Origin of the sequence: Bradyrhizobium sp. CCGB01, assembly GCF_024199795.1 — a bacterium.
In the GTDB taxonomy this organism is placed as follows: Bacteria; Pseudomonadota; Alphaproteobacteria; order Rhizobiales; family Xanthobacteraceae; genus Bradyrhizobium.
Genome location: NZ_JANADK010000001.1, coordinates 9000408 through 9019715 on the forward strand (window position 1 = coordinate 9000408; position 19308 = coordinate 9019715).

Genomic DNA, 19308 nt, shown 5'->3' on the forward strand with positions numbered 1-19308 from the left:
CCGCAACGGCCGTTTCGAACTCCAGCTGCCGCTAGGGCAGATTGTCCCGCATCACGATGTCGATCCTGATCTTCTCCTGTTCGCGCAGGATCGGCTCGCCGCGCGCAAGCGCGAGCAGCACGCGCACGGCGGCGCGCGCTTCATGTCCGGGGTTCTGCGAGATCGCGGCATCCATCACGCCCTGCAACAGCAGCCGGCGCGTCAGCGCGGTGACGTCGTGTCCGACGAACACCATTTGCTTGCCGCGGTCGGCATCGCTCAGCGCATTGGCGACACCTTGCGTGCCGGCGCCGGCGTTATAGAGGCCGACAATGTCGGCGTGCTTGCCGAGCAGCCGCGCCAGAACCTGTTCGGAACGGCCGTCCTCGTCGCGCCCTTCCAGCACCGGCAGCACGCTGAGATCGGGGAATTCCGACGCCATCACCTGGCTGAAGCCGAAGATGCGTTCGGAATGGTCGCGCAGGCCCTGCGAGCCCGCGACGATCGCGACCTTGCCGGATCGCTGGCCGACCAGCCGACCGACCAGGGCGCCGGCGGTACGCCCCGCCGCGATGTTGTCGATGCCGACATAATGGTGGCGCCGCGAGGACGGCACGTCCGAGACCAGCGTCACGACACTGGTCCCGGCATCGACGAGATCGTTGATCGCGGCGCGGACGCCGGGATGGTCCAGCGCCACCACGGCGACGCCGTCGTAATCGCCGGACAGCGCCTCCAGCGAGGCCGCGAGGGCGGACGGGTCGAACACATCAGTCGCGACCACCTCAACACCGAGGCGGCGGGCTGAGAGCCAGGCCGACATCTCGCCGAGATAGGCCTCGATCTGCTGCATGAAGGGGTTTGGGCCCGCCGGCATCACGAAGGCAAAGCGGCGGGCACGGCTGCGGGCGAGTTCGGCGGCGGCGACGTGCGGCTGGAAGGCGTTGCGCTCGATCGCCGCCTTGACGCGCCGGACCGTATCGGGCCGCACGCCCGGGCGGTTGTGCAGGACGCGGTCGACCGTCGCCAGGCTGACGCCCGCCTCGCGGGCGATGTCCTTCAGCGTCAAGGCGGTCGCGGTGAAAGTCTCGGCCATGGCTGAAGGCTATCAGAGGTGTTTTGAGGTACGCAACTCATTTTGATGGGGCCGAAATGTTCGGAGCCGCAGTTGCCCTGCGATCGGCGGCAGCCAGGGGGTTCAGCGGCTGGTCAGGTCGAGCATCAGGAACAAGCTGTTGGGATCCTCGACATAGCCCTCGAACGGGCCACAGGCGACGAAACCGTGGGCGCGGTAGAGCGCGTGCGCCGGCTTGAAATAGTCCCAGGAGCCGGTCTCGAGGCTGAGCCGCGTCATGCCGCACGCACGGGCTTCAGTGATGATGTGGCGCAGCATCCGGCCGCCGAAGCCGCGCCGGCGCGTGGTCTGGAGCGTGTGCATCGACTTCACCTCGCCGTGCTGCGGCGACAGCGTCTTCAGCGCGCCAGTGGCGACCAGCGCCTCGCCGTCCCAGCCGGTCCAGAACGCGATGTCGGACGCGCGCAGCCCGGAGAGATCGAGCGCATGGGCGCTGCCCGGCGCGGTCTGCGCCCGCGCAGCCGTAACGTGATGATCGAGCACCGCGATGACGCGCGGATCAAAGGTGTCGCCGGTGCGGATCTGCATCGTCAGGTTCACTCCAGGATTTCATATCGCATCGGGACCATCAGACTTTCCCGTAAGAGGAGCCGCGGCGCGTGATGATGACGTAGCGTGCGTCCTGCCTGGTTTCGTTCTCGAAGATCACCGCGCGCATCACGTCGAAATCGAGACAGTCGCCCTCGCGCAGGCGCACCGCCTTGGCGTCGATATGGACGGCGATCGCACCCTCCAGCATCAGAAGCTGCTGGGTGAAGGCGTTGCGGCCCCAGGGACTGTACGGCACCCGCGCGCCGGCCGGCAGGTCGACGACGATGATCTCGATGCCGCTGGCCGCATCCGTCGGCGAGGCGTGCCGCCGGCGGTAGCCGCTGTCGGGATCGCGCCAGTGCGGCTGGTCGGCCAGCCGCACCAGCCGCTCCGGCGGCTTTTCGGCGAGCGCGACCACATCGCTGAGCGACACATCGAGCGCGGCGCAGAGCTTTCCGAGCAGCGCAGCGGTCGCACTGCTCTGCGCCCGCTCCACCCGCCCGATCATGGCCCGGCTGACGCCGGACCGCGCCGCGAGTTCATTCAGCGTCATGCCGGCCTGAGTCCGAAGCGTCTTCAAGCGGCGACCGATGGCGCGGTCGAGTTTCTGCTGGTCCATTTGTGGCGTATCCAAACAAGCCGGCCGCCGGACCGCGCGCCAGGCAAAATGAGATTAGCGGCGCGGAACGCGAATGCCGGGAGTGATAGTCTAATATATTGGAATCATTGCGGAGCTTGCAGGGCCGATTAGGATGCGCGCAACCACGATGATCGGGAGGCGATGACATGGGCGGGCCGACGCAGCGGACGATCAAGGCCAACGGCATCACCCTCAACGTCGCGGAGCAAGGCAAGGGGCCCCTGGTGCTGCTCTGCCACGGCTTTCCGGAAGGCTGGTACTCATGGCGCCACCAGCTCGAGGCGCTGGCGGCGGCCGGCTTCCATGCGGTTGCGCCCGACATGCGCGGTTACGGCAAGAGCGACCGGCCCGAGGCGGTCGACCAGTACACGATCTTCCACATGGTCGGCGATCTCGTCGGCGTGCTCGACGCCTTCTCGGCGAGCGAGGCCGTCATCGTTGGCCATGACTGGGGCGCGTCGATTGCCTGGCACACCGCGCGCCTGCGCCCCGACCGCTTCCGTGCCGCCGCCATCCTCAGCGTCCCCTATCGCCCACGCGGTCCGGTGCGGCCGACCAGCGTCATGCCACAGACGGCGGATGCGCAGTTCTATCAATTGTACTTCCAGGAGCCGGGCATTGCCGAAGCGGAGTTCGAACGGGATCCGCGAGCGACGCTGGCTGCAATGCTCTACGGCGGCTCCGGCGAAGGGGTGATCGCGATCCGCGCCAATGCCGAACGTGCCGGCAGGACCGTCGGCGTCGGCATGGTCTCGCGCAAGGACGGCTTGTTGCCGAAGGTACAGGTACCGCGACCGTCATGGCTGAGCGCCGCCGACCTCGATTATTACGGCGCCGAATTTGCCCGCAGCGGTTTCCGCGGACCGCTCAACTACTACCGCAACATCGATCGCAACTGGGAGCTGATGGGGGCCTTCGAAGGCGTCAAGGTGATCGTGCCCTCGCTCTTCATCGCCGGTGACCACGACATGGTCCTCGCCTTCCCCGGCGCCGCCGAGCACCTCGCCGGGATGAAGCAATGGGTGCCGCAGCTGCGCGAGATCAGGATGCTGCCGGGCTGCGGACACTGGACCCAGCAGGAGCGCCCGGAGGACGTGAACACTGCGATCGCCGAATTCCTGCGGAGCTTGCCGAACTGACGGCAGCTAGCGGGGGCCTAGCTTATCGACACGCCTTTGATGGCGACCGCCCTCGAATGTGGTGCTCAGGAACACTTCGACGCATTCTGTCGCGACCGCTTCGCCGATCATGCGTCCGCCCATCGCCAGGACATTGGCGTCGCTATGCTGGCGGCACAGCCGCGCGCCCGTGACATCGTGCGCAAGCGCGCAACGGATATGCGCATGGCGGTTGGCGGCGATCGAAATGCCGATACCCGATCCGCAGATCAGAATGCCGCGCCCGGCCTTGCCGGCCTTGATGGCGTCGGCCAGCTTGCCGGCGAAATCGGGATAGTCGACGGAGTCCGCGCTATCAGTGCCCAGGTCCAGCCACTTCACGTCGGGCAAAGCGACCTTCAGGGCTTCCTTGAGGGCAAAGCCCCCGTGATCACAGGCAATGGCTACGGTGTCGGGCATTTCCACGCGCTCGGGGTGCACGATGCGATGCAGGGGCTGGAGCGGGCGAAGGGAATCGAACCCTCGTATGCAGCTTGGGAAGCTGCCGTTCTACCATTGAACTACGCCCGCGAATGCGCGTCTCGCGCCCGTCCTGATTAGCCGAGACGGCGCCGCCCGCCAAGCGCTTTGGCGCACCGAGCCGGACAGTTGTTAACATCCCGGTAAGATTCCAGGTGCGCCGGATTGTGGCGGTGTTATGATCGCGTGTCTGGGGGGACGTGCACTGAGTGGGGCGTGTGCATGGTGGGGCGTGGCTATTCGATATTCGACACGGCCATCGGGCGCTGCGGCATCATCTGGAGCAGCACCGGCGTGGTCGCTGTGCAATTGCCGGAGGCGCGGGAGATCGACACCCGCCGCCGGATTTTCGCGCTCCACCCCGAGGCGCGCGAGCAGCGGCCGTCCGAGAATGCCGAGCTGGCGATCGAGGGCATCGCAAGCTTGCTGCAAGGCGGCGATCACGATTTTTCCGAGGTCAGCCTGGATGCCGGCGGCGTGCCCGGCTTCCACCGGCGCGTCTATGAAGCGGCCTGCGCCATTCCGCGCGGGGAGACGCGCACCTATCACGAAATCGCCAAGACGCTGGGCGCCTCCGGAGCGTCGCATTCGGTGGCGCAGGCGATCGCGAAAAATCCCTACATGCTGATCGTGCCCTGCCACCGGGTGCTGGAAGCCGGCAATTACGCCGACCGGCTCTCGCCCTATGGCGGGGTGATCTCCAAGCGGCGGCTGCTGGCGCTCGAAGGCGCCCATCCGGTCGCCAGCAAGACGCTGTTCGAGGTGCTGCTGCCCGTTGCCCCGCCACGGCCCGGCACCTAGATAGGTGCGATGGACGCAACCACTCTGCTGACGACACGCGCGATGACGGTCTCCGAGTTTCGCTGCGATGCGGGACCGGACGACACGCCGTTTGCCGAGTGCCGCACCGGCCATTCCATCGCCTATGTCCGCGCGGGGAGCTTTGGCTGCCAATGCCGCGCCGGCTTCTTCGAGCTGGTGGCGGGCTCGATGCTGATCGGCGCGCCCGGCGACGAATACACCTGCACGCATGAGCACGTCAGCGGCGATGTCTGCCTCTCGTTCTTCCTCAGTGAGGATCTGGTCGACACCCTCGGCGGGCGCCCCGAGGCCTGGCAGGTCGGCGCGACGCCGCCGCTGCCCGAGCTGATGGTGCTCGGCGAGCTTGCGCAGACGGCAGCAGATGGCAACAGTGATCTCGGTCTCGACGAGGTCGGCCAGATCCTTGCCGGCCGCTTCGTCGATGTCGTCTCGGGCAAGGCGCGCAAGCACACAACGCCCACCGCGCGCGACCGCCGCCGCGCGGTTGAAGCGGCGCTATGGATCGACGACAACTCGCATGCCGAGGTCGACCTCGAACAGGCGGCGCGGCAGGCAGGCCTCAGCCCCTTCCATTTCCTGCGGCTGTTCTCAAGCGTGCTCGGCGTCACCCCACATCAGTATCTCGTGCGCTCGCGGCTGCGACACGCGGCGCGGCTGCTCAGTGAGGACGACATCGCGGTCACCGAAATCGCCTATGACGTCGGCTTCGGCGACCTCTCCAACTTCGTCCGCACCTTCCACCGCGCCGCCGGCGTCTCGCCGACCAAATTCCGCCAGGCCTCGCGCGGGGAGCGCAAGATTCTCCAAGAGCAGCTTGCCCTCAACTAAGTAGGCTCGTCTCCGGCGCGCGCCAGTTGCGGCGCGCTTTGCAATGGAGACGACCATGTATGACCACATCGGACTGCGCGTTGCCGACCTCGACGCCGCCACACGCTTCTACACCGCCGTGCTGGCGCCGCTCGGCCATGTCCTGTGCTCCAGCGGCGACGGCTATGCCGGCTTCGGGCCGAAGGGCGAGCCGGCGCTGTGGTTGCATCTGAACAAGGGACGCAAGGCCGACGGCGCACACATCGCCTTCCGCGCCAACGACCATGACGCCGTCAAGGCGTTCCACAGCGAGGGCCTGAAGAGCGGCGGCCGCGACAACGGCGGCGCCGGGCCGCGGAAGGATTACAGCCCGACGTACTACGCGGCGTTCTTGATCGACCCAGATGGCAACAATGTCGAGGCGGTTTGTGTGTGAGCGCTTGCCGCGCACGAGATCTCGTAGGGTGGGCAAAGCGAAAGCGTGCCCACCAGTTGCTCGCGACAATGCCGATGAATGTGGGCACGGCGCTGCGCGCCTTTGCCCACCCTACCAAAACTGCATTTGAGGAAACTCCCATGGCTTCCATCCACAACGACATCCCCCTCCCCGTTCCCGCCCGCGACGTCTGGGACGCCGTGCGCGATTTCGGCGCGCTGCATCAGCGGCTGGTGCCGGGCTTCGTCACCGCTTGCACGCTCGACGGCGATGCGCGCATCGTCACCTTCGCCAACGGCTCGGTGGCGCGCGAGGAGCTCATCGACTGCAACGATGCACGGCAGCGCCTCGTCTATGCCATCAACAACGAGCGGCTGAGGCACTACAGTGCATCGGTGCAGGTGATCGCCGACGGCGACGGCAAGAGCCGCCTGCTCTGGACCATCGACATGCTGCCGAACGAACTTGCGGCTTACGTCGAGGGGCAGACCAGGGAGGCCGTGATCGCCTTGCAGAAGGCGTTTCCGGCCGCCGCGGCCTAGCGCTGGCTCACGCGCCGACGGCTCTGTGAGTTTTCTCACAGAGCCCTCCCCTCGCCGGCCGTAACCATGGCGGCGTGCGTCTGGTTGGCTGCGCTCTCCCGGCGAAGCTACGCACGCGAGGAGCATGCCATGAGAGGTGCTGACAAGGTGATCTGCCAAGCAGCCGCCGTGCTGCTGCTATTTTCGATCTCGAGCGCGCCGGCCCAGGCGCAGTTCCTCGGCGGCGGAGGCGCCGGCGGCGAGGACATGATGACTCAGATGGCGCCGATGCTGGAGATGATGAAGGCGAAGATGGGCAAGCGCCGCTTCGCCACGCTGATGCAGACCATGGGTCCGATGATGAGCCGCATGATGGAGAACGGCGGCGGCGGACTCGGGGGCATGATGGGCGGCGGCCTCGGCGGCGGCGGCTTTGGTGCGCCGAACTACGGCGGCTACACGCCGATGGGCGCAGGCGGCACCATGCCGATGGGGCTCGGCGGCATGGGCGGCGGCGATATCATGGGCATGATGGGTGGCGCCGGCGCCGGCGACATGATGGCGATGATCCCGCAACTGATGCGGCTCGCCAATGTCGGCGGTGGTGGCGGCCATCGCCGTCACAGGCATCGCTAAGCGCGTTTAGGCATGTCGCCGCTGCGCGGCAACTCCGGCAACGAGGCAACCACCCTTCGCGGGGCACGAAGGATGGTTGCGCCGGGTCGGCGGATGGGGTGCCGCCGGTATCAAATCCGGTCGTCGATGAGGACGCCGGACATCGATGGGTCGCTGGCCTTGGTCCCGTCGCTCGAGCGCGTCGCGTTGTAGGTTGGATCCGCGAGCGAGTTCTTCAGCGACTGAAGAAATTGTTCAAGCAAGTCCGTCGCCGAATTGCTGCTCGACGCGTTGTCCGTGGCGGTGGTCGAGGAAGATCCGCTTGCATCCGCCGTGTCGCTCGATGTCGTCCCGCTGGACGAGGTCGAATCCGTGAGCAGGCTTTTCAGCGAATCCAGGAATTGCTGAAGCATGTCCACCACCGAATTGCCGCTCGACGAACTGTCCGTGCCGTTGGCGGGGGGAGGCCCGCCGGGCGGCGGTCCACCTGCTTCGCCCGGTCCACCCGGACCATGCGAGAACGCCGCCTTGAAGATGCCTTGCAACTCGGTGGCCTGATCGTCGGTCAGCTTGCCGGCCGAAACTTCCTGCTGGATGAGATCGTCGATCTTCGACTTGAAGGCCTCAGGCGATGATTTGCTGCCGCTGGACGGATCGCTCGCAGAACTTGATTGCAGGGCGGAGTCGATATCGCTGAGTGCGGACGACAGTGCCGACTGATCCGACGAACTGATCGCGCCGGAACTGACTTCCGCCTGAAGTTCGTCTTGCAGCCGCTGCAATGGTGAGGCGCGATGGTGGTGGGAGGAGAGCGCCGAAATCGAGGTCATGGTGGCTTTCCGTGCTTCTGATGGACTCGCGGTGACGTTGTCCCCGGGAGCTGGCGCGGAGCCTTCGGCAACGAGCGGGTCAAGTTTCCCGATATTGCCACTGAGCAATAAGAAATATTTGGAAACATAAATCTGCAGGCCGACGCACCCTGCGCCCCTAAGAGGTGCGTCCTAGTCCGCCGCGCCGGAGAGAGCGGGCCCGATCGCGGGTTTCGTTTCGCGCGGTCCCCAGCGTGTCAGCACCACGCTGGAGCACGAGAGCAGGCCGAGCACGACCATCGAGCTGGCGGCCAGCCAGAAGAAGTTTTGCGCGGTGGCGTCATGCGTCGACAGCCACCAGCCGACCGCCGCGATGTAGATCAGCCGCGCGGTCTGCGCCAGCACCGGCCCGATGACCTTGGCCGCGCCCTGCGACGAGAAATACATCGTCGAGGCGAGGCCGATGAAGGCGTAGAACGGCGCCACCGTCGAGAGATATTGATGGCTGGTCGCGCGCACTGTGGCGCTGTCGGTGAAGATGTTGACCCACAGGTCCGGGAAGATCGCGACCAGGCACGCTGGCGCACCGACGGCGACGAAGGCGGTCGCGCCCGCGATCCAGGCGATACGCCGCGCGCGCGTGATGCGGCCGGCGCCGACCGCCATGCCGATCATCGGCACCGAGGCGATGCCAAACGAGAACGCGATCGAGGTCAGCAGGAATTCCAGCCGCGCGCCGATGCCGTAGCCGGCGAGGATCGCGGTGCCGAACTTCGCCAGCATATGGGTGAAGATCGAGATCGTCAGCACCGATTGCAGCGGCGAGAAGCAGGCGATGGCGCCGACCTTCAGGATGTCGAAGAACATCGCCCATTGGACGCGAAGTCCGCGGAGCTTCGGCACGACGCGGGCGCGGCCCGAGAACAGGTACCAGCCCATCACGCAGATGTTCATCGAATAGGCGATCAGCGCGCCGGCGGCGACGCCGCGCATGCCGAGCTGCGGCACCGGGCCGAGCCCGAGTCCCAACGTGCCGCCGAGTACGACCTGCCAGACCGCGGAGTTGAGAATCAGCAGCGACGGCAGCTTCATGTTACCGGTGCCGCGCAACACGCCGGCCATGGTGTTGAGCAGCCAGGGCAGCACGGCCCCGCCGAAAAACACCTGCGTGTAGGCGACCGCATGCGTCAGCACATCGCCGCGGCCGCCGAGCAGCTCGAGCACGCGCGGCCCGAAGATCAGCATGCCCAGCATGAAGACGAGGCCGAAGGTGATGCCGATCAGCAGCGCATGTGCGGCGAGCGTGCCGGCGCGCTCGCGGTCGCCGGCGCCGAGCGCGCGGGCAATGGCGGAGGCCACCGCGCCGCCCATGGCGCCGCCCGACATCGTCATGGTCAGGATCACTGTCGGAAATACCAGCGCCATTGCGGCGAGCGCCTCGACGCCGAGCCGGCCGATATAGGAGGTCTCCGCGATCACCACACAGGTGCCGGCTGACAGCGCGACCACGTTCGGCCAGGCGAGGCCGAGCAGCGTGCGCAAAATCGGCCCGTCCATCAGCGCGCTTCGCACCGGACGCGGCGGCGACGGCAGCGGACGCTCTTGTTCATCGACCGGGATTTCGGCGATGTCGGACATGTCCCCTCCCGGGCACGACCGCCATTCGCGGCGCGGCAATGAGTAGGTGTACCAATAATTTCTTCGCGCGCAGGGCGCGGCAGGGACTTGTTAGCACGGCAATTGCCGATTCCTCCTGCGCCGGATGCAGGCGTGCCCTGCGGCAGCGCATTTCAGCCCGTGGAATTGCGGTTGTCAGTCTCCATGCGGCCAACCTTCGAGACGCCCCCCTCTGGCGGGCTCCTCAGGATGAGGACCTCCTCGCGGTGAGATGTCAGACCATCATGGTGAGGAGCCCGCGAAGCGGGCGTCTCGAACCACAAGGCCACCACACGCGCGGCATTATCCAATCGTCCACACCAGCGGCGGACGGCTGCCTGCCGTCGGGCGCAGATGCACGCTGATATGCCGCCCGCATCCCGCCGCCAGTCCCTCAAACAATCCCTCCAGCACCTTGGCGCAGGCGCGATGGTCGGCGACGTCGTCCATCAGCTTCCAGCTCTGCTGGCGGATTTCGAAGGCGCCTTCGGATCGCGTCGTTTCCGCAGCGTCGTCCTGCGCGGCGAACAGCGCGTTCAGGAACGAGGCGAATTCACCCGCGCCGCCGCGGCCCAGCGACAGTGCTGCGGCGGTCTCGTCGAAATACTGCATGCCGATCAGCTTGCCGGTGAGGTGCAGGAGATAACCGGCATCTTCTGGGCCGAACAGCTGCACCATCACGGGCGCAGCGGTGCGGACATATTCCATCGCGTAGTTGCGATACGCCTTTTCAAGCCGCGGTTTTGGCCAGCTTGCGACGGGAAGCGCCGGCGCCATCCTCGCGTCGAACAACGGCGCCTCCAGATGGCGCGCGAACACCAGGCGCTGGTCAAGCTCGAGCGGATGATCGTACTGGTGGTAGTAGCCTTCAAGGCCGTCCTGTCCGTCGACACTCTGCTTGGTGCAGACGAAGCCGAGGCGCAAATCACCGAGCGCGACGCCGTTGTTGGCGTGCCAGCCGCGCAGCATCGCGCGGCTCACCTCGCCCGGCACGCCGCAGATCGCGGTGCCCTTCCAGATCCAGCGCGGCGGCGGATAGCGGATCCAGGCCTTGGTGTCGCTCTCATACATGTATTCGACGTGCACGCCGCCGATCCAGTTGGAGAGATAATGATATTGCGCAGCGGCGACCGCCGGCGGCAGATGACTGAGACCGAGCTTTTCGAGCCCCGGCAGGAAGCGCTCCTGCTGCTGGCGACGAAACACGCGGAAGACGAATTCGGCGGCGTCGGCCGTGCCGCGCCGCGTGACAACGGTCAGGATGAGGCCGGTGAAATAGGCATGATAGAGATCGGCGACTGCACGCCAGCGTTTCCATTGGGCTTCCTGCGCGGCGTCCGCTATGGCGGTCATGTTCGCTCCCGATCGTTGTTTTGATCGAGTGTGTCACCGCACCCGGTGCGAGGCAACCTGACGCTCAAGCAGAGCGCCCTGCACGCCAGCGCGTCAATTCCGCATCACGAAGTTTGCGCAGCTTTGGCCGCGCGCTCGCGCTCGACGCGTTCGGTGACGTCGCGCGCCATCGCCACGGCGCCGCCGGCATCGCGCACCAGCGCGAAGGTCATCTCGATGTAGAGCTTGCGTCCGCTCTTGTGCAGCGCGCGGGTCAGCGTCGGCTTGCCTGCAAGCTTCATCGCCCCGGTGGCAAGCGCAGCTTCAAAGCCCTTCCAGTGCGCGGCACGCAGATGTTCGGGAATGATCAGATCGAGGTTTTGGCCGAGCGCTTCGTCGGCGGAGAAGCCGAACAGCGTCGTCGATGCGCGGTTCCATCGCATGATGGTGCCGGAGCGATCAGAATAGATCAGCGCGTCCGCGACGTCGTCGAGGATCTTTGCGTCGAGCTCGGATTGATCGGCCATGTCACCACCTCGTAGCCCGGATTTCAATTCGCATCCTGACACACACTCGGTGTCATCGCCCGACGTGATCGGGCGATCCAGTATTCCGAGACGGCAGTAATCTAAATCGAGAGGCTGCGGCGTACTGGATGCCCCGGTGGGCATGACAGTAGAGTGTGAAGCTACACCCGAAAATGCTTCGATAGTTTGAGGCCCTGCGCCTGGTAGTTCGAGCCGATGCGCTGGCCGTACATCGCGTCGGGGCGTGCCAGCATCTTCTCGTAGACGAGGCGGCCGACGATCTGGCCGTGCTCGAGGATGAACGGCACCTCGCGCGAGCGCACTTCAAGCACGGCGCGCGCGCCCTGCCCGCCCGCACCGGCGTAGCCGAAGCCAGGATCGAAGAAGCCGGCATAGTGCACGCGGAATTCACCGACCAGGGGATCGAACGGCACCATCTCCGCGGCGTAATCGGGCGGCACCTGCACGGCTTCCTTGGAGGCGAGGATGTAGAACTCGCCGGGGTCGAGGATCAGGCTACCGTCGGGACGCGCCGAGATCGGCTCCCAGAAATCTTCCACCGCATAGCCGGCGCGGCGATCGACATCGACGACGCCGGTGTGGCGCTTGGCGCGGTAACCGACGAAGCCGTTGGCCTTCTCGCCGGAGAGGTCAACGGAGACGGCGACGCCGCCGGTGAGATCGGCATCGGCGAGATCGACGAGACGCTCGGTCGCGTGCAGCGCCTCGAGCTCGTCGATGTTGAGGATGGCATCTCCGGTGCGGAAGCGCACCTGGCTCAGGCGCGAGCCCTCGCTGACCAGCACCGGGAACGTCTTCGGGCTGATCTCGGCGTAGAGCGGGCCGTGATAGCCGGCGCCGATCATGTCGAAGCGGCGGGTGCCGTCGGCGATGACGCGGGTGAAGACGTCGAGCCGGCCGGTGGAGCTTTTCGGGTTCGCCGCCGCGACGATCTCCGGCGGCAGCGCCAAGCTCTCGAGCAGTGGCACGATGTAGACGCAGTTGGTCTCCAGCACCGCACCGTCGGTGAGGCTGAACTCGTGCAGCTTCAATTCGTCGATGCGCTCGGCAACGGTCGCACCCGGCCCGGGCAGGAAGCTGGCACGGACGCGGTAGGCGATGTCGCCGAGGCGAAGATCGAGGCTCGCCGGCTGGATCTGGCTTTCGACGAAGTCGTAGGCCGGCAGAATGAGCCCCGCCTCCGCCATCGCCGCGATCATGCGGTCGGGCAGGATACCATTGGCGTCGGCGGCGACCGTGAACGTCAACAGGGGGTCCTCATCAGGGGTCAAACGCATCCCGACATGCGGGAAATACTAGCGTTTTACGGCTAACCGATGGACGTCTTGACGGAAAGGGCATTGCGGAATATGAGCATGACTTATCCCGTGGTGATTTGAGCCGGCCGGCTTGCAGCCACGTTAAATAAGTCGCTAAACAGGCCGGGGACCTCTGTGATCCCGGCCCGTGGTGTTATCCAGGCCGGTTTTTTTGTGACCGTTTTCGACGAGACGGTCATGTCGGAGGTACCTATGTCGAAGTCGACCGCCAACTACCGTCCCGAAACCCGCCTGGTCCATTCCGGCACCCTGCGCTCGCAATATGGCGAGACGTCGGAGGCGCTGTTCCTGACCCAGGGCTACGTCTACAACAGCGCCGAGGAGTGCGAGGCGCGGTTCAAGGGCGAGGACCCCGGCTTCATCTATTCGCGCTACTCCAACCCGACCATCGCGATGTTCGAGCGCCGCATGATCGAGCTCGAAGGCGCCGAGGCCGCCCGCTCGGCGGCAACCGGCATGGCCGCGGTGACGACCGCGATCCTGGCGCCGCTCAAGGCCGGCGATCACGTGGTCGCCTCCCGCGCCCTGTTCGGCTCGTGCCTCTACGTCATTCAGGACCTGCTGCCGCGCTACGGCATCAAGACCACGCTGGTCGATGGCCTCGACCTCGACCAGTGGCAGCGTGCCTTGAGGCCGAACACCAAGACGTTTTTCCTTGAGAGCCCGACCAACCCGACGCTCGACGTGCTCGACATCCCCGGGATTGCCGAGATCGCGCACAAGGGCGGCGCACGGCTCGTCGTCGACAACGTGTTCGCGACGCCGATCTGGCAGAGCCCGCTCGCGCTCGGCGCCGACGTGGTGGTCTATTCCGCGACCAAGCACATCGACGGCCAGGGCCGGTGTCTGGGCGGCATCATCCTGTCCTCGGAAGCCTTCATCGCCGATCACATCCACAATTTCATGCGCCAGACCGGCCCGTCGATCTCGCCGTTCAACGCCTGGGTCCTGCTCAAGGGCCTGGAGACGCTCGGCGTGCGCGTGCGCGCGCAGACCGACAGCGCAGCGCGGATCGCCGACGTGCTGGCGAGCCATCCCAAGATTTCCCGGCTGGTCTATCCCGGCCGCGCCGATCATCCGCAGGCAGCGCTGGTGAAGAAGCAGATGCGCGGCGGCTCGACGCTGGTCGGCTTCGAGGTGAAGGGCGGCAAGGCTGCCGCGTTCCGCGTGCTCAACGAGCTCAAGCTTGCCAAGATCTCGAACAATCTCGGCGATGCCAAGAGCCTCGTCACGCATCCGGCGACGACGACGCACCAGCGCCTCAAGCCGGAAGACCGCGCCGCGCTCGGCATCAGCGAGGGTTTCATCCGTCTCTCGGCAGGGCTCGAGCATCCGGATGATCTGATCGAGGATCTGACGGCCGCGCTGGAGAAGGCGTGAATCGCTTCGTAGGGTGGATTAGCCCGCGGCTGCGCGAAGCGCAGTCCGCCGGCGTAATCCACCAACTTCGTTCGGCGATCGCTGAAGCATGGTGGGTTACGGCTTCGCCTAACCCACCCTACGGCACCGTGCCTACATCGGCCGGTACGTCCGCACGTCCGCAGGGACATTCACGCCGAGCTTGATCTGGCCGACGGAGCGGATGATGTCGTCGCCGAGGAGCTGGGCGAAGCAGGCGTAGCCCCAATCGTTCATGTGCAGGCCGTCGGCGATGACGAAGCTCTCCATCGGGATCGCCTGCGTCTCGTGCCAGTCTCGCATCACCTCGAAGCGCGGGAAGATGCCGACGTGACGGAGCTCGGCGACCTTGCCGAGCAGCTTCACCATCTTGCCGGCGCTCTCGGGACGCTGATTGACCGCCGGAGAGTATTGCGGATCGACCAGCACGATATCGGCGCCGCCGGCAGCCTGGATGCGGGAGATGCCGTCCTCGACCAGTTTTGCAGTGTCGCCGGGATCGAGATTGCGCAGCACGGCGTTGGTGCCGACCTGCCAGATCACGAGATCCGGATGCACGTCGATCACCTCCTTCTGGAGGCGCTTCATCATCTCGGGCGCGTCCTCGCCGCCGACACCGGCATTGATGACGGTGATGTCGGCGGTCGGATATTGCCGGCGCAGCTGCGCGGCGAGACGGTTCGGATAGTTGAAATCGGGTGAGGTCGCGCCATAGCCTGCCGTCGACGACGAGCCGAACGCGACGATGACGACGGGCTTTCCGGCGACGAGCTTGCCCGCGACATGCGGCAGCGAGCCCATCGTCTTCGAGCCGCCCTTCGGCGCAAGGCAGGGCACGCGGCTGAAAATGTCGCCGGCGGATTTCGCGACCTGCTTCACCTTGTCGATGGCGCGCGCGGTCACGCCGCGCTGTTCGGGAGAGGTCACGGCGACGGTGGTCTGGGAGGGCGGAGCGGAAGCCGGCCTAGCGGCCTGCTGCGGCGCGGGCGTTGCCTGCGTGGCCTGCGCCTGCGCTGGTGCCAGCGACACCGGCGTCAGCAACAGCAGAGCCGCTGCGGGCGCAGCCAGCCATGCCGTCAGGCAAAAAGGGCGGAGAGAACTCATTAACGCTAGACCTCAATTTTGCTGCTGCGCCGGCTCCAAATGGGCTGCGTCGATCACGAATTGTGCCAACGCCCGGCCAAGGCAATCGTGGACCTGTTTCGCCAGTTCTGGCCCGCGGGCCGGGCTGAACAGGTCGAACTGACCCTGATCATTCCACTGCCGCATGATCGCGAAACGGTCGAACAGCGGGATGTCATGCTCCTGCGCCACCACCCGCATATTGTCGAGATAGGGCGGCACCGAGATCATGGTTTCGGTACGCGGGCTGTACTGCAAATTCATCAACACGACGTCGGCCCCTGCTTTTTGCAAAGCGGAAACCCCTTCGGTCACCGCGCCGCGAAAATCGTCGGGATCGATCGCTCGGATAGCATCCACCGTCCCGGTTTGCCAGATGACCAAAGTAGGCCTTTTTGCTTCCAACAGCTTAACGAAGGTGGCGGCCGCCTCCTCGGCCGTCTTCTTGCTCTGTATTTCTACGGAGACGTGCACCGCCTCCGACGGCAACAGCCTGTCCTTCAAGATGGCCTGCATGCGCGCCGGATAAGAGCTGTCCTCGGAGGCCGGAATCGTGGTCGAGCGGCTGCCGATGACCAGGATTTCGAGCGGTTTGCCGGATTTGATGGCATCCGCGACCCTGGGAAGCTGGCTTTCCGTGGTGAGCAGATAGGACGGCAATTCGCAGGCCGGGGGCGCGGCCGGAGCAGTCGACGCAGCATCGCCCGCGCGCGCCAGGGGCGCGGCGAGGTTACCGCACAGCAGGACCAGGCTCAGGAGAACCTTCGCCTTCATCAGCCCCCTCCCGCCAGATCGGCGTTGCCGACGGCGTTTTTGGTTTTCGCACCGCTCTTGTCAGCCACGCGCTTGTACCATGAAATCACCCACGCCACGCCGCACATGATCAGGATTCCGGAGAGACTAATCAGCGCATGCACGCCTGCGCCGCCGGAGACTTCGGCCAGGATGAAATGGCCGGCAAAGGCCAGGAAGACGCCGAGACAAAAGATCTCCAGGGAATGCTGGCCGCAGAGGATCAGCGGCCGCAGCCAGGGCGATTTCAGGCCCGGCCAGTCCCGCGGCAGGAAGCGGACGGTGAGCGCGGCGAGCGCCAGGAAATGCGTGAAGCGCAGGACGTCGAGATCGGCCTTGTCGATCGGATACATCCACTGCTCGAGCCGCTTCGGCATGAAATGGGAGAGCTGCGGCACATACCAGGTCAGCGTCACGTAGAACGCCGCGACCAGATAGGCGATCGCAATCCACATCGTTACGCGTGACACCAGGATGCGCGACATGCGTCGCGCACCTCCGAGCGCACACCATGCGCCGAACACGAAAAGCAATTGCCAGGCGAAGGGATTGAACGCCCAGAAGCCGTTCGGATAGGCCGACAGATAGAGGTCGTATTCCCAGGTCACCGCGTAGAGCACGACCGAGAGGCCGAGCGTCACGTCGGGCCGCCATTTCATCAGCCACAGGATCAAGGGCAGCGCCAGCATCAGCACGATATAGAGCGGCAGCACGTCCATGTTGACCGGACGAAAGCGCAGCAGCAGCGCCTGCACGATCGTGACGTCGGGCTGCTTGAGGAAATCCATGATGCCCATCTCTTCGGTGTAGAGCGGGTTCTCGAACCTGGTCGCGACGTAGGAGATTTCGGCGAGGAAGATCGTGAACAGGAAGACATGGGCGACATAGATCTGCCAGACCCGCCGCAGGATGCGTGCGGTGGCGACGACGAAGCCGTTTTCCAGCATGGCACGACCGTAGACGAACGCCGCGGTGTAGCCGGAGATGAAGATGAAGATCTCGGTGGCGTCGCTGAAGCCGTAATTGCGGATCGTGAACCAGGTCAAAAGGCTCGCCGGCAGATGGTCGACGAAGATCAGCCACAGCGCGAGCCCGCGGAACAGGTCGAGCCGGAGCTCGCGTTCGCCGATGGCGGGCAGCGTGATGGCCGGCGCGGTGGCGCGCGGCTTCGCCCCCGCAGACGTGGCGTCCACAGGTTGGGCGGTTCCCGCGATCGTCGATCCCGTCACTTGGTCGGCAATGGTCATCGGGGCCCGAAACCCTTCCGCAATTCGCGACGTGTCAAGGAGTGTACAGGTCCGGACGTTATCTCGCAAAGCGGCCGGATCACATTGGGTCTACTTCCTCGGCAATTCTGGCGGCACGATGTCGCCAAAACTGCTTGCGGGCGTTTGGTTCCCGGCCGGGTTTTCGTTATGATGGCGGCCATGTACCGCGCCGTGACCCGCCAGATCGAAGTGACCGTCGAGCCGAACTTTGTTCCGGAGCAGTCGTCGGCTGACCGCTCCCGCTATTTCTGGTCCTACACCATCGTCATCACCAATTCCGGCGACGAAACCGTGCAGCTGAAGACGCGGCACTGGATCATCACCGACGCCACCGGCCGCCAGCAGGAGGTCAGGGGCGAGGGCGTGGTCGGCGAGCAGCCGACCCTGGCTCCCGGGGAGCGCTTCGAATACACCTCCGGCGTGCCGCTCGCGACCGCCTCGGGCTTCATGACCGGCCGCTACCTGATGGTCAGCGAAAGCGGCGAACGCTTCGAGATCGACGTGCCGACGTTCTCGCTGGATAGCCCGGACAACAAGCGGGTGTTGAACTAGCGCAGTGCCGGAGGGTGGGCAAAGGCGCAAAGCGCCGTGCCCACCATTCCAATCGTCGCGCACAAGATGGTGGGCACGCTTGCGCTTTGCCCACCCTACGATGTCCGAGTTCTTGGCGAGCAGCTTCCCCAACCTCGTCTTGCGAGCCCAACGAAGCAATCCAGACTGCCACCGCGGAAAGACTCTGGATTGCTTCGCTGCGCTCGCAATGACGGAGCATGTGTTGCCCGTCAATGCACGGTCGCGTAGCCCGGATGAGCGCAGCGACAACCGGGATCTTTGCGAGTGGGGTCCCGGGTATCGCTGCGCTCACCCGGGCTACGGCACCGCGGCTGTTACGCGCCTTCCACGCCGGCTTCATCCGGCGTGAACTGGTACACCGACGAGCAGAACTCGCAGGTCACGACGACCTTGTCGTCCTTGACCATCGCGGCGCGGTCGTCGGGCGAAAAACTCTTCAGCATCGACGCGACCGCTTCGCGCGAGCAGGAGCATTGTGCTTTCAGGACCAGCGGATTGAACACGCGCACGCCACGCTCGTGGAACAGGCGGAACAGCAACCGCTCGCCGGAGAGCTCGGGGTCGATCAGCTCGACGTCCTCGACGGTCTCGATCAGCGAACGCGCCTCGACCCAGGCGTCGTCCTCGGCGACAGCATGCGCCTCGACGCCTTCGGGCGCATCGCCATGATGCAAATCGGCCTGCCGCGCGCGCTCAGGCGCCTTCGGCAGGAACTGCATCAGCATGCCGCCGGCGCGCCAGCGATGCTTGCCGCCGTCGCTCGAACGCCACTCCTCGCCGACAGCGAGACGCACGCGCGTCGGGATCTGCTCGGAGCGCAGGAAATATTCGTGGGCGGCATCTTCCAGGCTGCCGCCATCGAGCGCGACCAGACCCTGGTAGCGGCTCATGTCGGGACCCTGGTCGATGGTCATGGCGAGATGACCGTTACCGAGCAGCGTGCCGGAATCCTTTATCTCGCCGAGGCGCTCGGCGTCGTAGCGCGCATAGGCGCGCAGACGATCCGGCGCCATGTAATCGACGACCAGGAACGACACAGGACCGTCGGTCTGGGCCTGGAGGATGAAGCGGCCCTCGAATTTCAGCGCCGAGCCGAGCAGCGTCGTCAGCACGATGGCCTCGCCGAGCAGCTTGCCGACCGGCGCAGGGTAATCGTGCTTGGTCAGGATCTCGTCGAGCGCGGGACCGAGCCGCACCAGGCGCCCGCGCACGTCCAGCGCGTCGACCTCGTAGGGCAGCACAGCGTCATCGATGGGAACCGCTGATGGCGCGCGAACCGGGCCTTCGAGCCCGGTATTCATGTCGGGGGATTGGGAAACCATGGCGCTCTATCTGGGGTCGGAGGGCGGGAAATGGAAGGGGCCGCTG

At 65.7% G+C, this 19308-nt stretch carries 21 protein-coding genes, 1 tRNA gene and 1 riboswitch; of the genes, 8 read left to right on the forward strand and 14 right to left on the reverse strand.

The genetic code is table 11. The features are described from left to right. Positions 1 to 31: 31 nt before the first annotated feature. From NLM25_RS42410 to NLM25_RS42420, 3 genes are all read right to left on the reverse strand, one after another. Positions 32 to 1075, reverse strand: a complete 1044-nt coding sequence (locus tag NLM25_RS42410) for a LacI family DNA-binding transcriptional regulator (RefSeq protein WP_254140880.1) — start codon at positions 1073 to 1075, stop codon at positions 32 to 34. Positions 1076 to 1177: 102 nt separating this feature from the next. Next, positions 1178 to 1642: a GNAT family N-acetyltransferase gene (locus tag NLM25_RS42415; protein WP_254141361.1), complete on the reverse strand. Its 465-nt coding sequence runs from the start codon at positions 1640 to 1642 to the stop codon at positions 1178 to 1180. Positions 1643 to 1682: 40 nt separating this feature from the next. Then, entirely contained in the window at positions 1683 to 2264 is a 582-nt protein-coding gene (locus NLM25_RS42420; RefSeq protein ID WP_254123858.1) for a helix-turn-helix domain-containing protein, read from the reverse strand. A 167-nt stretch (positions 2265 to 2431) separates the two neighbouring features. Between NLM25_RS42420 and NLM25_RS42425 the strand changes: the two genes are divergently transcribed. Next, positions 2432 to 3424, forward strand: a complete 993-nt coding sequence (locus NLM25_RS42425; RefSeq protein WP_254140881.1) for an alpha/beta fold hydrolase — start codon at positions 2432 to 2434, stop codon at positions 3422 to 3424. A 6-nt stretch (positions 3425 to 3430) separates the two neighbouring features. Here NLM25_RS42425 and rpiB read toward each other — a convergent pair whose 3' ends face one another. Together rpiB and NLM25_RS42435 are read right to left on the reverse strand one after the other, a co-directional pair. After that, complete coding sequence (gene rpiB / locus NLM25_RS42430) at positions 3431 to 3862, reverse strand: ribose 5-phosphate isomerase B (RefSeq protein ID WP_254140882.1); 432 nt, start codon at positions 3860 to 3862, stop codon at positions 3431 to 3433. Positions 3863 to 3899: 37 nt separating this feature from the next. Next, positions 3900 to 3973 (reverse strand) — tRNA-Gly (locus NLM25_RS42435). A 171-nt stretch (positions 3974 to 4144) separates the two neighbouring features. Between NLM25_RS42435 and NLM25_RS42440 the strand changes: the two genes are divergently transcribed. The 5 genes from NLM25_RS42440 to NLM25_RS42460 all read left to right on the forward strand — a co-directional run bounded on the left by NLM25_RS42440 (position 4145) and on the right by NLM25_RS42460 (position 7144). Beyond that, complete coding sequence (locus tag NLM25_RS42440; protein WP_254140883.1) at positions 4145 to 4723, forward strand: methylated-DNA--[protein]-cysteine S-methyltransferase; 579 nt, start codon at positions 4145 to 4147, stop codon at positions 4721 to 4723. Between the two features lie 9 nt (positions 4724 to 4732). After that, positions 4733 to 5572, forward strand: coding sequence for a helix-turn-helix transcriptional regulator (locus NLM25_RS42445; protein ID WP_254140884.1), 840 nt, complete (start codon positions 4733 to 4735; stop codon positions 5570 to 5572). A 55-nt stretch (positions 5573 to 5627) separates the two neighbouring features. Next, positions 5628 to 5987 carry a VOC family protein gene (locus tag NLM25_RS42450; RefSeq protein WP_254140885.1) on the forward strand — a complete coding sequence of 120 codons (360 nt, stop codon included), beginning with the start codon at positions 5628 to 5630 and terminating at the stop codon, positions 5985 to 5987. A 140-nt stretch (positions 5988 to 6127) separates the two neighbouring features. Next, positions 6128 to 6529 (forward strand): SRPBCC family protein, encoded by a 402-nt coding sequence (locus NLM25_RS42455; RefSeq protein WP_254140886.1) that lies wholly within the window; start codon positions 6128 to 6130, stop codon positions 6527 to 6529. A 129-nt stretch (positions 6530 to 6658) separates the two neighbouring features. Continuing rightward, positions 6659 to 7144 carry a hypothetical protein gene (locus NLM25_RS42460; protein ID WP_254140887.1) on the forward strand — a complete coding sequence of 162 codons (486 nt, stop codon included), beginning with the start codon at positions 6659 to 6661 and terminating at the stop codon, positions 7142 to 7144. 110 nt (positions 7145 to 7254) lie between these two features. Here NLM25_RS42460 and NLM25_RS42465 read toward each other — a convergent pair whose 3' ends face one another. From NLM25_RS42465 to NLM25_RS42485, 5 genes are all read right to left on the reverse strand, one after another. Further along, positions 7255 to 7953 (reverse strand): hypothetical protein, encoded by a 699-nt coding sequence (locus NLM25_RS42465; protein ID WP_254140888.1) that lies wholly within the window; start codon positions 7951 to 7953, stop codon positions 7255 to 7257. A 171-nt stretch (positions 7954 to 8124) separates the two neighbouring features. Continuing rightward, positions 8125 to 9570 (reverse strand): MATE family efflux transporter, encoded by a 1446-nt coding sequence (locus NLM25_RS42470; RefSeq protein WP_254140889.1) that lies wholly within the window; start codon positions 9568 to 9570, stop codon positions 8125 to 8127. Positions 9571 to 9891: 321 nt separating this feature from the next. Then, a complete protein-coding gene (locus tag NLM25_RS42475; protein WP_254140890.1) occupies positions 9892 to 10941 on the reverse strand; it encodes a hypothetical protein in 1050 nt (349 codons plus the stop codon). 104 nt (positions 10942 to 11045) lie between these two features. Next, positions 11046 to 11447, reverse strand: coding sequence for a PAS domain S-box protein (locus NLM25_RS42480; protein ID WP_254140891.1), 402 nt, complete (start codon positions 11445 to 11447; stop codon positions 11046 to 11048). Positions 11448 to 11608: 161 nt separating this feature from the next. Further along, positions 11609 to 12745, reverse strand: coding sequence for a 2'-deoxycytidine 5'-triphosphate deaminase (locus NLM25_RS42485; protein ID WP_375167870.1), 1137 nt, complete (start codon positions 12743 to 12745; stop codon positions 11609 to 11611). An 80-nt stretch (positions 12746 to 12825) separates the two neighbouring features. Then, positions 12826 to 12905, forward strand: a riboswitch (SAM riboswitch). Positions 12906 to 12979: 74 nt separating this feature from the next. On the opposite strand from NLM25_RS42485, the gene NLM25_RS42490 reads away from it, so the two are divergent. After that, complete coding sequence (locus tag NLM25_RS42490) at positions 12980 to 14167, forward strand: O-succinylhomoserine sulfhydrylase (RefSeq protein ID WP_254140893.1); 1188 nt, start codon at positions 12980 to 12982, stop codon at positions 14165 to 14167. Positions 14168 to 14299: 132 nt separating this feature from the next. On the opposite strand, the gene NLM25_RS42495 is transcribed toward NLM25_RS42490, so the two are convergent. Genes NLM25_RS42495 through NLM25_RS42505 form a run of 3 tightly spaced genes read right to left on the reverse strand, consistent with a single transcriptional unit; the run spans position 14300 to position 17346 of the window. Then, on the reverse strand, positions 14300 to 15289 hold the full coding sequence (locus tag NLM25_RS42495; protein ID WP_254140894.1) for an SGNH/GDSL hydrolase family protein: 990 nt from the start codon (positions 15287 to 15289) through the stop codon (positions 14300 to 14302). 12 nt (positions 15290 to 15301) lie between these two features. Continuing rightward, positions 15302 to 16081: an SGNH/GDSL hydrolase family protein gene (locus NLM25_RS42500; protein ID WP_254123873.1), complete on the reverse strand. Its 780-nt coding sequence runs from the start codon at positions 16079 to 16081 to the stop codon at positions 15302 to 15304. Further along, on the reverse strand, positions 16081 to 17346 hold the full coding sequence (locus NLM25_RS42505) for an OpgC domain-containing protein (RefSeq protein WP_254140895.1): 1266 nt from the start codon (positions 17344 to 17346) through the stop codon (positions 16081 to 16083). Before NLM25_RS42505 ends, NLM25_RS42500 begins: the two co-directional genes overlap by 1 nt. A 180-nt stretch (positions 17347 to 17526) precedes the next feature. On the opposite strand from NLM25_RS42505, the gene apaG reads away from it, so the two are divergent. After that, positions 17527 to 17919 carry a Co2+/Mg2+ efflux protein ApaG gene (gene apaG / locus NLM25_RS42510; RefSeq protein ID WP_254124716.1) on the forward strand — a complete coding sequence of 131 codons (393 nt, stop codon included), beginning with the start codon at positions 17527 to 17529 and terminating at the stop codon, positions 17917 to 17919. A 335-nt stretch (positions 17920 to 18254) separates the two neighbouring features. Here apaG and NLM25_RS42515 read toward each other — a convergent pair whose 3' ends face one another. Then, positions 18255 to 19262 (reverse strand): Hsp33 family molecular chaperone, encoded by a 1008-nt coding sequence (locus NLM25_RS42515; RefSeq protein ID WP_254140896.1) that lies wholly within the window; start codon positions 19260 to 19262, stop codon positions 18255 to 18257. Between the last annotated feature and the right edge of the window lie 46 nt (positions 19263 to 19308).